The following is a 13,589-nucleotide window of genomic DNA, read 5'->3' on the forward strand; positions in this document are numbered from 1 at the left end:
ATCACCGGCCCGGCGGGTGTCCCGCCCGTTGCCGACCGGGCGGGACATCCGCCGCTGCGCCGCCCGCGGCGGCCGCGTCAGCCGTCACCGGCCGGCGGCCCCGGCGCACGCGCCCGACGGACGCGGCGCCGGTCCCCGTCGCCGCCGTACCGGCGGGGTCCTACCGCAGCTGGCGCCGGACCAGTTCGTGCAGCCGTCCGCCGGTGTCGGCGAGGAGCTGCGCGGGCGGGCCCTCCTGGACCACCCGGCCCTCCTCCATCACCACGACGCGGTCCGCGTCCAGCACGGTGGACAGGCGGTGGGCGATGACGACGCGCGTGGCGTTCAGGGCCCGGGTGCTCTCGATCACCGTGCGCTGCGTCGCGTTGTCGAGCGCGCTGGTCGCCTCGTCGAGGAAGAGGATGCGGGGGCGGCGGATCAGGGCCTGGGCGATCATCAGGCGCTGGCGCTGGCCGCCCGAGAGCGAGCCGCTGCCGGTCACGAGGGTGTGCAGGCCCATCGGCATGCGCCTGATGTCCTCGGCCAGGCCCGCCAGTTCGGCCGCGGCCATCGCCTCCTGCGGTGTGTACGGCCCGGTGCCGCGGATGGCGTCGAGGACCGAGCCGGTGAACGGCTGCGCGTGCTGGAGCACCACCCCGCACTGGCGGCGCACGGCCGGCCGGTCCAGGGCGGCCAGGTCCTGGCCGTCGTACAGCACGCTGCCGGACAGCGGCCTGTCGAAGCCGATGAGCAGCCGCAGCAGGGTGGACTTGCCGCAGCCGCTGGGGCCGACGACCGCCACGAACTCGCCCGGGCGGACCGCGAACGACACGTCGTCCAGGACGAGCGGGCCGTCGTCGGTGTACCGGAAGGACAGCCGCCTGGCCTCCAGGGCGCCGGACAGCTCCCCCGGAGGGGTGCTGGAGCCGCGCACCTCGGGCGCCGCGTCGAGCACCGGCCGGATCTCCTCGAACAGCGGCAGCGCCGCGACCGCCGAGACGAACGCGCCGGTCAGCTGGGTCACCGAGGTCAGCAGCATGGTCATCGACGTGTGGAACGCCAGGAAGGCGCCCGCCGACAGCGAGCCGCGGGCGGGTCCGGCGAGCAGCATGAACATCAGCAGCGAGCACAGCGGCAGGTACACCGCGCCGAGCACGGTGTTCAGGTTCCTGACGCGGCCGGCCCTGCGCTGGAGCTCGCGGCTGCGCGCGAACTCGGCGGCCCAGGCCGCGTACGCGTAGTTCTCGGCCGCGGCGACCCGCAGCTTGGGCAGGCCGCGCAGGGTCTGGAACGCCTGGTTGTTCAGCTTGTTGGTGAGCGCGACCAGACGGCGCTGCCAGCGCACCTGCCACAGGCCGAGGACGAGGAACACGGCCGAGACCACCAGCAGCATGGCGCAGGCGGCCAGCGCGAGCGGCACGCTGAACCACAGCAGCAGGAGCAGGTTCACCGCGCCGACCGTGCCCGCCTGCACGACCACCGGGCCGGTGCCCGCCAGCAGCCGGCGGACGGCGCTGACGCCCATGGCGGCGCTCGCCAGCTCGCCGGTGGACCGCTCGGTGAAGAACGCGGCCGGCAGGCGCAGCAGGCGGTCCCACACCGCCGGCTGCAGCGTCGCCTCGATACGGCCCTCCAGGCGCAGCAGCGTGAGGTTCTGCAGCAGCAGGAACGCCGCCGAGACCACGCTCGCGACGATCACCGCCAGACAGGTCTGCACGATCAGGGAGTGCTGCGCCCTCGGCACGTACTCGCCGAGCACCCGGCCCGTGGCGAGCGGCACCAGGGCGCCGAGCGCCACCGTCACCAGCCCGCTGACCAAGAGGTTGCGCAGGTCGCCGCCGGTGCCGCGCAGGGCGAACCGCAGCAGCCGCAGCGGGGTGGGGCGCTCGGGCAGCGGCCGGTAGAACATCACGGCCCGCGGCTCGAACTCCCGCGCGCCGGTCTTCTCCACCGGGGTCTCGCGGCCGCTCGACGGGCTCACCGCCACGTAGCCGCCGCGCCGCCACAGCAGCGCGACCGGCGCGCCCGACGCGGCGCGCCGGCCCACCAGCGGCCCGGCGTCCTCGCGCCACCAGCGCCCGTCGAGGCGGACGGCGCGGGTGCGCACCCGGGAGGCGAGGGCCACCCGTTCGACCGGGTCGAGCCGTTCGCCCCCGGCGCCGCCCCGCGCCGGGTCCGACAGCTCGATCCCCGCCTCGCGGGCGACCAGCCGGCAGGCGGCGTACGTGGCGTCGGCGTCGGCGGCGGGCCGCGCCGCCGGGCGCCCGGACAGCGACGCGAGCAGGGCGCGGTCGGCGCGGGCGCGGACGGCCTCGCCCGCCCTGATCCCCTCGGCCGCGCGGTCCTCGTGGCGGCGCTCCAACTGCTCGATCCAGCGGTCCAGGACGGTCAGCAGCCGGTACTGCCGGTCGACCATCGCCTGCCACAGCCCCGGGTCCACCAGCAGGTCGGCCGCGGCCCCGGCGCCGGCCTCCGCGCCGTACCGCACGCCGCCCGGCGGGACCTGCGTCCACAGGACGTCCTCGTCGGCCGGCGCGGCGGCCGCCGCCTCGGAGGCCGACGGCGCTCCGAAGAGGAGCGCCAGGCCCCGGCCCAGACCGAGCGAGAGGGCGTACTCCAGCGGGCTCGTCTCCGGTGGCACGTACTGCGGGGTGCCGTACGCGTCGTACGTCCAGGTCCGCGCCTCGGGGGGCCGGTGCAGCCCGCGCAGGGCGACGCGGCGCAGGACGCAGTCGCGCGCCGGGCGGCCGACCAGGGTGTGCCGGGCGCCCGCGACCGGACCGAGCAGCAGGGCGCCCGCCTCCAGGCGGCCGAGGTGGTGCCAGTGGCCCTCCTCGGCGGCGTCGACCGCGAACAGGTCCAGCGCGCCGCGGGCGACGAGCCACAGCACGTGCGGGCCTTCGAGGTCGAGGCGGCTGAGCCCGGAGCCGTCGACCGGGGTGCCCGTGCCGCAGAGCGCGGCGAGGACGTGGTCGCCCTCGGCCACCGGCCGGTGCTGGTGCCGTACGGAGGTCATCTCACCGCTCCCCGACCAGCCGCGCGTACGGGCCGCCCGCCGCCACCAGTGCCTCGTGCCGCCCGCGTTCGACCACCGAGCCGTGCTCCAGGACCACGATCTCGTCGCTGTCGCGCACGGTGCTCAGCCGGTGCGCGATCACCACGCAGGCGCAGCCCCGGCGCCGCAGGTTGTCCATCACGAGCTGCTCGGTCTCCGCGTCCAGGGCGCTGGTGACCTCGTCCAGGACCAGGACACCGGGGTCGCGCACCAGCGCCCGCGCGATCTCCAGGCGCTGGCGCTGGCCGCCGGAGAAGTTGCGCCCGTCCTGCTCGACGCGGCTGTGGATGCCGCCGGGGCGGCGCGCCACCACGTCGTCCAGGACGGCGTCGCGCAGCGCGGCGAGCACGGCGTCGTCGGGGATCGACGGGTCCCACAGGGCGACGTTGTCGCGGACGGTGCCCTCGAAGAGGAACACGTCCTGGTCGACGAAGGAGACGGAGGCCGCGAGCGCGCCGCGCGGGATGTCCGCCAGGCGCCGCCCGTCGATGCGGATCGCTCCCTCCCAGGGGGCGTAGAGGCCGGAGATCAGCCGGGACACCGTCGACTTGCCGCTGCCGGACCCGCCGACCAGCGCCACCTGCCGCCCGGGGCCCACGGACAGCGAGAAGCCGGTGAGCAGCGGCTCGTCCAGCGGGCTGTAGCCGAACGTGACGTCCTCCAGCTCCACGTGCCCGCGCAGCCGGCGGGTGCTCCCGTCCGCCGGGCGCCGGGTGTGGACCGGGTCCGCGGCGAAGCTCTCGACGTCCTTCAGGCGGGCCACGTCGGCGGCGAAGTCCTGGATGCGGCCCGCGACGCCGTTGAGCCGGGTCAGCGGCGCGGTGAAGCGGGTGACCAGCGCCTGGAAGGCGACCAGCAGACCGACCGAGAGGTGGCCCTCCACGGCCCGCAGCCCGCCGATCCACAGGATCAGCGCGCTGTTCAGCGTCGCCAGCGTCGGCGCTACCACGCCCAGCCAGGCGCCCGGCACCCCGAGACGCTGCTGCTCCTCCAGCGTCGTGGCGTGCTGCCCGGCCCACGTGCGGAAGAAGCCGTCCTCGCCACCGGTCGCCTTCATCGTCTCGATCAGCTGCAGACCGGTGTACGCCGTGGTGGTCAGCCGCGCGGTGTCCGCGCGCAGCTTGGCCGTGCGCGTCGCCCGCAGCCGTACGACCACCCGCATCGCGACCACGTTGAGCAGCGCCACGCCGACGCCGACGGCCGTGAGCTGCGGGTCGTAGGCGTGGAGCAGGAGCGCGTAGAGCACGACGACCACCGCGTCCACCCCGGCGGCGGCCAGGTCGCGGGCCAGGGTCTCGGCCACCGCGTCGTTGGACTGCAGGCGCTGCACCAGGTCGGCCGGGCTGCGCTGGGCGAAGAAGGTGACCGGCAGCCGCAGCAGGTGGCGCAGGAAGCGGGCGCTGCCCAGCGTCGAGGCGATGAGGCGGCCGCGCAGCAGGTTCGCCTGCTGCAGCCAGGTCAGCGCCAGCGTGAGCAGCACGCACGCGCCCATCGACGCGAACAGCACACCGAGCAGCGAGGTCCGGCCGCCGATGAGGAACGTGTCGATGTACGTCCGGCTGAGCGCGGGCACCGCCGCGCCGACCGCCACCAGCAGCAGGCTGGCGAGGACGGCCGCGGGCACGGTGCCGGAGGTGCCGCGCAGCCGGGCGGGCAGCGCGCCCAGCACGCCGGGCCGGCGGCCGCCCCTCTCGAAGCCCTCGCCCGGCTCCATGACCAGGACCACACCGGTGAAGGAGGCGTCGAAGTCCTCCATGGGCACGAACCGCCGCCCCTTGCCGGGGTCGTTGACGTACACCCCGCGGCGGCCGAGGCGGCGCCCCATGCCCTCGTGGACGACGTAGTGGTTGAACTCCCAGAACAGCACCGCGGGCGCGCGGACCCCGGCGAGCGCGGCGGTGTCCATCTGCATGCCCTTGGCGGTGAGGCCGTAACCGCGGGCGGCCTTCAGCAGGTTGCTCGCGCGCGAGCCGTCCCGCGAGACGCCGCACGCGATGCGCAGCTCCTCCAGGGGCACGTGCCGCCCGTAGTGGCCGAGCACCATGGCCAGCGAGGCGGCGCCGCACTCCACGGCCTCCATCTGCAGGACGGTGGGCGTACGGACCCTTTTGGCCCTGCCGCCGGGCGCGGGCGGGCGCCTCGGCGCGGCGCGGCGCCGGCCGCGCACGGGCGGCGGCAGCGGCGGCCGCGGGACCGCCCCTGCCGCCGTGGTCCCTGCGGTCTCCTGGGGAGCGGTCACGGGAGCAGCCAATCGACGGGACGCTGGTCGGCCAGCCGGATCGTGCCGGTGGCCTGGGTCATGGAGGCGAGCCGGAAGGGCGGGCCCTGGGCGGACGACCACCGGTAGCCGGACTCCGTGGCGGAGGAGCGGTCGAGCCGGACCAGGACGGCCACCGGCCGTCCCCGCGCGGTGAACTGCTCGCCCAGCTGGCTGTCACCGAGGAACGCGCTGATCTGCTGCCTGCTCTGCGCGGCGCGGTCCACCGACCGCACATGGCCGCGCAGCACGCCGTAGCGTCCGGCGGGCGCGGACTGGACGGCGAGGTCCACGGCGGCGTGCGCGGGGATCGCGGCGGCGCTCCCGGCCGGGACGTACACCGTGGCGTACAGCGGGTCGCCGGTCCGCGCGACCTTCTCCACGGCGGCGACGTCCGCGCCGGTCGTGACGATCGCGCCGAGGGCGGCGGCGAGGGTGGTGACGCGGCCCGCCGCGACGGTCCGCACAACCGTCTCGCCGCGGTCCGTGCGCACCTCGATCACGGGCGCGCCGGCGGGCAGCCGCTCGCCCTGCTCGGCGAGGACGGCGGTGACCTGGCCGGAGACGGGACTCTGCAGGACGTAGCTGCCCTGCGCGTGGGTCAGGACGGCGGGCGCGCTCACCGTGGACGCCACGGAGCCGGTCACGGCCCACACGGCGGCGGCGGCCGTGACGGCCACCGTCACGGCCAGCACGAGCCAGCCCTGGGGACGGGCGAGGCGCACCGGGAGGTCGAGCTCCTCGGGCGACTGCAGCTTGGCGAGGGCCTGCTGGCGGAACTGCACGGGGACTTTCCCTCGGCTGCGGGCGGGGACGGGCGGCCGTGTCCCGTGGGGAGGCGGGGCACGGCCGTTCGGATCACGGCGTCGCGGGCCCCGGAACCGTCAGGAGGTTCCGGGACCCACGGGCGGTGCCGGGTCTCAGAGGCCGGCGACGAGGCCGGTGACCGGGGCCGTGTTCAGGCCGGTCACGCCCTCGACGGTGCCGACGACGTGGTTCACCACGCCGGTGACGGGGGCGACCGAGTCGACGGTGCCGGTGACGGTGTTCACGACGTCCAGGGACAGACCGCCGGAGACGTTGTCCAGCTCGGCGTCGGAGATCTCAGCGGTCTCGACCTGGGGGGTGTTCATTGATGGAACTTCCCTTCGTATGGATTCTCACAGGGGGTGGCGGCCCCCTCGGGGGACAGCGCGGGGGACTTCCGGAACCCGTGGGGCGGGAACCGGCGAGCGGCCCTCGCGGTGACAAGGATCCAAGCGCCTGCGTCCGCGGGCTTCAACTCAACCCCCGGCCCGACCAGGGCACTTGAGGGCCGCAAGCGACGCAGACGTGCAGACGCGGGCACGCCTCGGTGGCGAGTCCTTCACAGCCTCCGCGCTCCGCTCGTGCGCCGGTGGCGACCGCCCGGAGCCGGAACCGGACAGTCCCGCACCAAGTTCGTGAGGCACCCCGGCGGGTTGTGCGCGTCCTCCGTACGCCGTGACCCGGCTGCGCAGTCGCTGTGCAGATTCGCTGAAGCCAATATTCCGGTCCGGCGGCCGGACGGCGGGTGACGGGGCGGTCGCGGTTCGTGACCCGCGGCTCGCGGTGTCCGCCTGTCGGTGCCGGAGTGCGCGCGGAAGGAGGAGACGGACGCGAGGAGCGGGGAAGATTCTTCAACTTCCTTATTGGCAAAGGAAATTGGCAGGGGGGACCGGTCGGTTTCCGGGACTCTTTGAACACCCCGGGCGGCACGTCCGTACCAACAGCCGTCCAGGCGCGGCACCAGCCGCTGCCGGCAGCGGCACGGACCCCGCCCCCCAGGAGGTCGAGAGTTGAGTCACAAGCGAATACCCAAGCGCAAGGCCGCCCTGGCGGCAGGTGCCGTGGCGGCCCTCGGAGCGGCGGCACTCCTGCTGCCGAACGCCAACGCGTCCCAGACGGACGCGGCCGACGACGCCGCCCCCCGCACCCTGAAGGCGGCCGAGGCCTCGGACCTCGCCTCCCGGCTGGCCGAGCAGCTCGGCGGGGCCTTCGCCGGTGCCTACTACGACGCGGACGGCCGGCAGCTGGTCGTGAACGTCGTGGGCGACGACAACGACCTGGTCGTCCAGGCGAAGAAGGCGGGCGCCGCCGTCCGCGAGGTCGACAACAGCACGGCCGAGATCGAGGCCGCCGCGCAGACGCTCAAGGCCGAGGCGACCATCCCGGGCACCGCCTGGGCCGTCGACCCCCGGACCAACAGGATCCAGGTCACCGCCGACAGCACGGTCACCGGCGCCGAGTGGGACCGGCTGGAGTCCACCGTCCAGGACCTCGGCTCCGGCATGGCGACCGTCAAGAGGTCGGCCGGGGAGTTCAAGCCGTTCGTGGAGGGCGGCGACGCCGTCTTCGGCGGCGGGGCGCGCTGCTCGCTCGGCTTCAACGTCACCACCCAGGACGGCGCCCCCGGCTTCCTGACCGCGGGCCACTGCGGCGTCGCGGCGGCCGAGTGGTCGGACGCGCAGAACGGCGCGCCCATCGGCACGGTCGAGACGGCCACCTTCCCCGGCGAGGGCGACTTCGCGCTGGTCGCCTACGACGACCCGGCGACCGAGGCGCCCAGCACGGTGGACCTCGGCGACGGCCGGACCGTGGAGATCACCCAGGCCGCCGAGGCCGCCGTGGGCCAGCAGGTGCTCCGCATGGGCAGCACCACCGGCCTGAACGACGGCACCGTGACCGGCCTGGACGCCACCGTGAACTACGCGGAGGGCACCGTCACCGGCCTCATCCAGACCGACGTGTGCGCCGAGCCGGGCGACAGCGGCGGCTCGCTGTTCACCGAGGACGGCAGCGCGATCGGCCTGACCTCGGGCGGCAGCGGCGACTGCACGGCCGGCGGCGAGACCTTCTTCCAGCCGGTCACCACCGCGCTGGAGGCGGTCGGCGCGACCATCGGCACGGGCGACGCGGGTGCGGGCGCCGGTGACGAGGCGGGCGCCGGAGGCGCCGGCGACGAAGGCGCGGTGGCCGGTGCGGGCGACGGAGGAGCGGTGGCCGGTGCGGGCGACGAGGGCGCCGGCGCGGGTGACGCGGGCGCCGGTGCCGACGACCAGGCGGCCGGCGGCGCGGGCGACCAGGCCGGCGACGGCCATGGAGCAGACCGGGGCGCGGACGACGCCTCGGGCGCGGCGTCCCGCCAGTGACGGCCGGGCGGCGGCTCCCGGCTCCGGGCGGGCCGCCGCCCCGGTCGCACGGCTCCGCCGCGAGCGCCCGCCCCGCCGCACCCCCGTGAAGCGGCGAGGCGGGGCGGCGCGCCGTGCGGCGGACCGGACCGGCGGCAGCCGGTGCGCGCGGCCCGGCCCTCCGGCGGGAGGGCCGGACCGTCGCCGTCCCGGCTCCCGTCCGCCCGTCCGGTACCCGGCGGTTCGTCAGCCGCCGCCGGGCAGCGCGCGGAGCAGCAGCAGCGCCACGTCGTCGGAGCGCCGCCGCGCCGTCGCGCTGTGCCGGACGAGGTGGTCGGCCAGTTCCTCCAGCGGCAGGTCGCCGCTGGAGGCCAGCCGCCGGACGAGCGCGGCGAGCGCGTCGTCGAGGTCGACGCCCGGCGACTCGATCAGCCCGTCGGTGTACAGGGCGAGCACGGACCCCGGCGGGAAGGGCACCTCGGTGGCCGGGTACCGGGCGTCCGGGTCGAAGCCGAGCAGCGGCCCGCCGGGCACCTCCAGCGTCCGCACCCGGCCGTCGGGCCCGCGCAGCAGCGGCGGCGGATGCCCCGCCCGCGCCATCCGCACCCGGCCGCCCGCGACGTCGATCGCCAGGTGGACGCAGGTCGCGAACAGGTCGCTGCCCAGCTCGATCAGCAGCCGGTTGGTGCCGCGCAGGACGCCGTCCGGCGGCTGCCCGACGGTCGTGTACGCGCGCACGGCCGTACGGAGCTGCCCCATCAGGGCGGCCGCCGTGACGTTGTGGCCCTCCACGTCGCCGATCACCGCGGCGGCCCCGCCGGGCGTCGGCACCAGGTCGTAGAAGTCCCCGCCGATCTCCATGCCCTCCGTGGCCGGCAGATAGCGGGCGGCGGCCTCGACGCCGGGCAGCGACGGCAGCGAGTCCGGCAGCAGCGCCGCCTGCAGACCGTGCGCGAGCCGGTGCTTGACGTCGTACAGGCGGGCCCGCTCCAGCGCCTGCGCGACCAGCCCGCTCAGGCTGGTGAGCACCGCGCGCTCGCCGGTGGGGAAGGTGTGCGGCTCGGCGTAGGCCAGGACGCAGGCGCCCACCGGCCGCCCCGACGCGATCAGCGGCAGGTACGCCCAGGCCGCCATGGTGTCCGGTGTTGCCTCCCGCTCCGGGTAGACCTGCTCCAGGTGGGCGCGGGACTCGAAGAACGCGGGCAGCCCGGTGGTCAGCGCCCGCACCCCGGGCGTCCGCGCGGTCAGCGGCGTCCCCTCGAACCGCTCGACGAGGCGCGCGTCCGGGTAGCCGCGGTGGCCGAGCACGTGCATCCGGCCGCCCTGCGAGCCCAGCACGACCGCGGCCCGGGCGCCCACGGACGGCCCGATCTCGTCCGCGACCAGGTCGATCACGTCCTGCACGCTCGCGGCCTCGGTGAGCGCGCCGGTCAGGCCGAGGACCTGCGTCATCGTCACGAGCGGCACGTCGTCGGCGCCCGAGGGGCGCTCCGCCCCCGGCCGGGCCCGGGGCCCGGCCCGGGAGATGCGCACGCTCAGCCCGTCCGCGCCGGGGTACAGCCGGAAGGAGAGCCAGTCGGCGGGCGGGCGCAGCGCCACGAACGACGTCGGGCGCCGGCTGATCAGCGCCGCCCGGTAGCGGTCCTCGTACACGGGGTCGGTGAGCCAGGGCAGGTTGGCCCACAGCGGACTGCCCAGCAGCGCGCTGACCGGCAGGCCCAGGAGCTCGCCCGCCGCGGGGTTGGCGTAGCCGACGCGGCCGTCCAGGTCCAGGGCGCACATGCCGTACGGCAGCCGCGCCACCATCCGCGCCGCCTCCAGGCTGCCGAACGTGCCCACGCCCGCCGCCACGGGGGCCGGGGACAGCAGATCGGGCTCGGGGCGCGCCGGGCGGCCCTTCTCGGCGGCCCGTTCCAGCCGCCGCGCCAGCCGGTCCCCGGCGGCGGTCAGCAGGCCCCGCTCCCGCTCGGACAGCTCCGCCGGATGCGTGCTCGGCCAGGCCACGAACACCGCGCCGTACGTGGCCCGGCCGGTCGCCAGCGGCAGCGCGGCCAGCGTGAAGGCGTACGGCAGGACCACCGCGATCCGCGGGAAGCGGCGGGCCATCTCCTCGCCGTCGCCGACCCACACCAGCCGCCGTTCGCGCACCGCCTGCGCCACGGGGACCTTCGCGCTGAGCCCCAGCCGCTCCCAGGGCGCCACGAACGGCCGGGGCAGCCCGGCCATCACCGCCAGCTCCAGCACGGGCTCCTGCGGGTGCAGCAGGTACACGGCCCCCGCGTGGGCCCTGAGGTCGTCCATGAGCGAGGCCAGGGCGAGGGACAGCACGGGGGCGCCGGTCCGCGCCGCGTCCCCGGCGGTGCCGTCCCCGGACGGGGGTCCGTCGGACGCGTCGGACACGTCCGCCACCTCCCTCCGCTCGGCGCACCGGGTGTCCAGGGCTCAAGGCTCTCCCGTGTCCGCGCTCCCCGCACGGCGGAACGAGCCGGTGCGGGCGCCGGGACGGGCCGGTCCGCGCGGTGGGGCGGGCCCGTCTGCGCGGACGGCGGACCGGCGCCCGGCGGATCCGCCGGTGCCCGCCCGCGCCCCGTGCCGCCCGGCCGGCCGCGCCGCGTACCGCCGGGCGGGCCACGCTCCGGGCGCGGAACGGTCACAGGGGCTGCGCGAGCGCCCCGGAAGCGCTGTAATGACGGACGTGGTCGGTGAGGGCGCTGCGGAACAAGGATCGAGATCCCTGCGTGCCGAGCTCGCCCTCAAGGCGCTCGACGCCGACCTGGGCGCCAGGGAGCGGCTGCGCCGCGTCGTCGAGCAGGCGCTCGTCTTCGCCGGGGCGAGCCTCGTCGCGGTGTACGCGCCGGGGGGCAGCGGCGACGAGCTGTGCCTGATCGAGTCCGCCGGGGTGCCGCGCACGCTGTACGGGCTGCGCACCGGCTACCCGCTGTCGGGCGGCTCCGCCGTCGCGGACGCCCTCCGCCTCGGCCGCCCGCTGTGGTGCGGCCCCGAGGAGCGGGCGGCGCACCCGGAGGCCCGGCGGACCGCCGCCGGGGACCACGCGCTGGCGGCCCTGCCGCTGCCCCGCGGCCGGCACGGCCGCGGCTGCCTGCTCGCCGTCACCGAGCGCCCCGGCGGCTTCGACGCCGAGGACCGGCGCTGCCTCGAACTGCTCGCCGCGGCCGCGTCCTGCCCGCCGCCGTCCGGCGCGGAGGACACCGCGGAGCGGCCGGGCAGCTCCTTCAGCCTCGCCACGGACACCGGGCGCATCGAGGTCGACGACGAGATGCTGGAGCTGTTCGGGCTCGGCCCGGACGACTTCGACGGCCGCGTCGAGACCCTGCTCGCGCTGACCGTGCCGGAGGACCTGCCCGCGCTGATGTCCGTGGTCGAGGCGGACCACCTGTCGGGCGGCGAGCGCGAGCTGGAGTTCCGCATCATGCGGCCCTCGGGCGAGCAGTGCTGGCTGTGGCTGCGCGGCCGGCTGCTGCCCGCCGCCGACGGCCGCCCGGCCCGGCTCGTGGGCACCGTCACCGACGCCTCCAAGCTGCGCTCCGGCGGCAACGAGGTGGCCCGCGTCCAGCGCCTCGCCGCCGCCCTGGCCACCGCCGGCACCGTCCGCGACGTGGGCCGGGCCGTGGTCACCGCGCTGCGCCGGCCCCTCCTCGCCGACCGCATGGCGCTGGCCGCGCTGGAGGGCGACCGGCTCGTCGTCACCGTCCTCGACCCGCCCGAGCCCGAGGCATGGCCGGAGCTGTGGCGCGCGGAGTGGCGCACCGAGTGGCCCGACGCGCCCGTGCGCACCATGCCGACCCTGGCCGCGGCCCTGCGCGAGGGCCGCGCCGCCATCTGGCCGGCCGGTACGCCGCTGGAGCCGGCCCTCGCCGACGTCGGCCCCGGCGGCCTGGCCGTGCTGCCGCTCCCGGCGGGCGGCCGCATGGCCGGCGCCTGCCTGATCGGCTGGGACAGCCCGCACGACTTCGGGCCGGACGAGCGCGCCCTGCTCACGGCCTCCGCCGGGCTCGCCGGACAGGCCCTGCTGCGGGCCCACGCCTTCGACGCCGAGCACGAGCTCGTCGGCATGCTCCAGCGCACCCTGCTGCCGCGCCGGCTGCCCGCCCTGCCCGGCGCCGAGGCCGTCGCCCGCTACCTGCCCACCACGGCGGGCCTGGAGGTCGGCGGAGACTGGTACGACGTGATCCCGCTGCCCGACCACCACGTCGCCCTCGTCATCGGCGACGTCCAGGGCCACAACGCCCAGGCCGCCACCCTGATGGGCCAGATGCGCACCGCCGTGCGCGCGTACGCCGTCGAGGGCCACCCGCCCGACGTCGTGGTCTCGCGCGCCAACCGCCTGCTGACCGGCATGGAGAGCGACCTCTTCGCGACCTGCTGCTACGTCGACGTCGACATGGCGGAGGGCACGGCCTGGTGCGTGCGCGCCGGGCACCTGCCGCCGGTCCTGCGCCACCCGGACGGCACCACCGCGGTCGTCGACGCGGAGGGCGGCCCGCCGCTCGGCGTGCTGGACCGGGCGGACTTCCCGATGACCCAGCTGGCCCTGCGCCCCGGCACGCTGCTGGCCCTGACCACGGACGGCCTGGTGGAGTCCTCCGAACTCCCCCTCGACGACGGGCTGCGCCGGATGGCCGGCGAACTCGCCGCCGCCGACCCCTCCCGCCTGGGGCCGGTGGCCGACGCGCTGCTCGCCGACGCCAACCGCGGCGACGACGTGGCGCTGCTGCTGATGCGCTACGACGGCATGGCGCTGCGGCCGCTGCGCGAGAGCTGGACGGTGTGGCGGGTGCCCGAGGCGGTGCGGCACGCCCGCCGCTTCACCCGGCGCACCCTGCGCTCGTGGGGCGCCGCCGAGGCCGCCGACGCCGACGCCGTGCAACTGGTCGTCTCCGAGCTGGTCACCAACGCGCTCGCGCACACCGAGGGCCCGGTCCGCCTCGACCTCACGCTGGTCGACGGCCGACTGCGCGTCGCCGTGGCCGACTCCTCGCCGCGGACGCCGGTCAAGCCCACGAGCATCGGCTGGGAGGCCACCGGGGGCCGCGGCATCCTGCTCGTCGAGGCGATGAGCACGGCCTGGGGAACCGTTCCGGTGAGCGGCGGGAAGCAGGTCTGGAGCGACATCGCCCTAGGCTGAGCC

At 76.6% G+C, this 13,589-nt stretch carries 7 protein-coding genes; 2 read left to right on the plus strand and 5 right to left on the minus strand.

What is annotated here, in order from left to right; genetic code table 11:
• Positions 1–160: 160 nt before the first annotated feature.
• From IE271_RS23175 to IE271_RS23190, 4 genes are all read right to left on the minus strand, one after another.
• Positions 161–2,995 (minus strand): NHLP bacteriocin export ABC transporter permease/ATPase subunit, encoded by a 2,835-nt coding sequence (locus tag IE271_RS23175; protein ID WP_190192328.1) that lies wholly within the window; start codon positions 2,993–2,995, stop codon positions 161–163.
• Between the two features lies 1 nt (position 2,996).
• On the minus strand, positions 2,997–5,213 hold the full coding sequence (locus IE271_RS23180; protein WP_190192362.1) for an NHLP family bacteriocin export ABC transporter peptidase/permease/ATPase subunit: 2,217 nt from the start codon (positions 5,211–5,213) through the stop codon (positions 2,997–2,999).
• Positions 5,214–5,269: 56 nt separating this feature from the next.
• Positions 5,270–6,076, minus strand: a complete 807-nt coding sequence (locus IE271_RS23185) for a biotin/lipoyl-containing protein (protein WP_190192329.1) — start codon at positions 6,074–6,076, stop codon at positions 5,270–5,272.
• 135 nt (positions 6,077–6,211) lie between these two features.
• The gene (locus IE271_RS23190; RefSeq protein WP_190192330.1) at positions 6,212–6,424 is read right to left on the minus strand and encodes a type A2 lantipeptide; all 213 of its coding nucleotides are present in this window, start codon (positions 6,422–6,424) and stop codon (positions 6,212–6,214) included.
• 684 nt (positions 6,425–7,108) lie between these two features.
• Here IE271_RS23190 and IE271_RS23195 point away from each other — a divergent pair.
• Entirely contained in the window at positions 7,109–8,461 is a 1,353-nt protein-coding gene (locus IE271_RS23195; protein WP_190192331.1) for a S1 family peptidase, read from the plus strand.
• A 225-nt stretch (positions 8,462–8,686) separates the two neighbouring features.
• Here the strand turns inward: IE271_RS23195 and IE271_RS23200 are convergent, their stop codons facing one another.
• Positions 8,687–10,840 (minus strand): SpoIIE family protein phosphatase, encoded by a 2,154-nt coding sequence (locus IE271_RS23200; protein ID WP_373308813.1) that lies wholly within the window; start codon positions 10,838–10,840, stop codon positions 8,687–8,689.
• 286 nt (positions 10,841–11,126) lie between these two features.
• Between IE271_RS23200 and IE271_RS23205 the strand changes: the two genes are divergently transcribed.
• Positions 11,127–13,586 (plus strand): SpoIIE family protein phosphatase, encoded by a 2,460-nt coding sequence (locus IE271_RS23205; protein WP_190192332.1) that lies wholly within the window; start codon positions 11,127–11,129, stop codon positions 13,584–13,586.
• Positions 13,587–13,589 lie beyond the last annotated feature (3 nt).

Origin of the sequence: Streptomyces minutiscleroticus, from assembly GCF_014650875.1 — a bacterium.
GTDB lineage: Bacteria > Actinomycetota > Actinomycetes > Streptomycetales > Streptomycetaceae > Streptomyces > Streptomyces minutiscleroticus.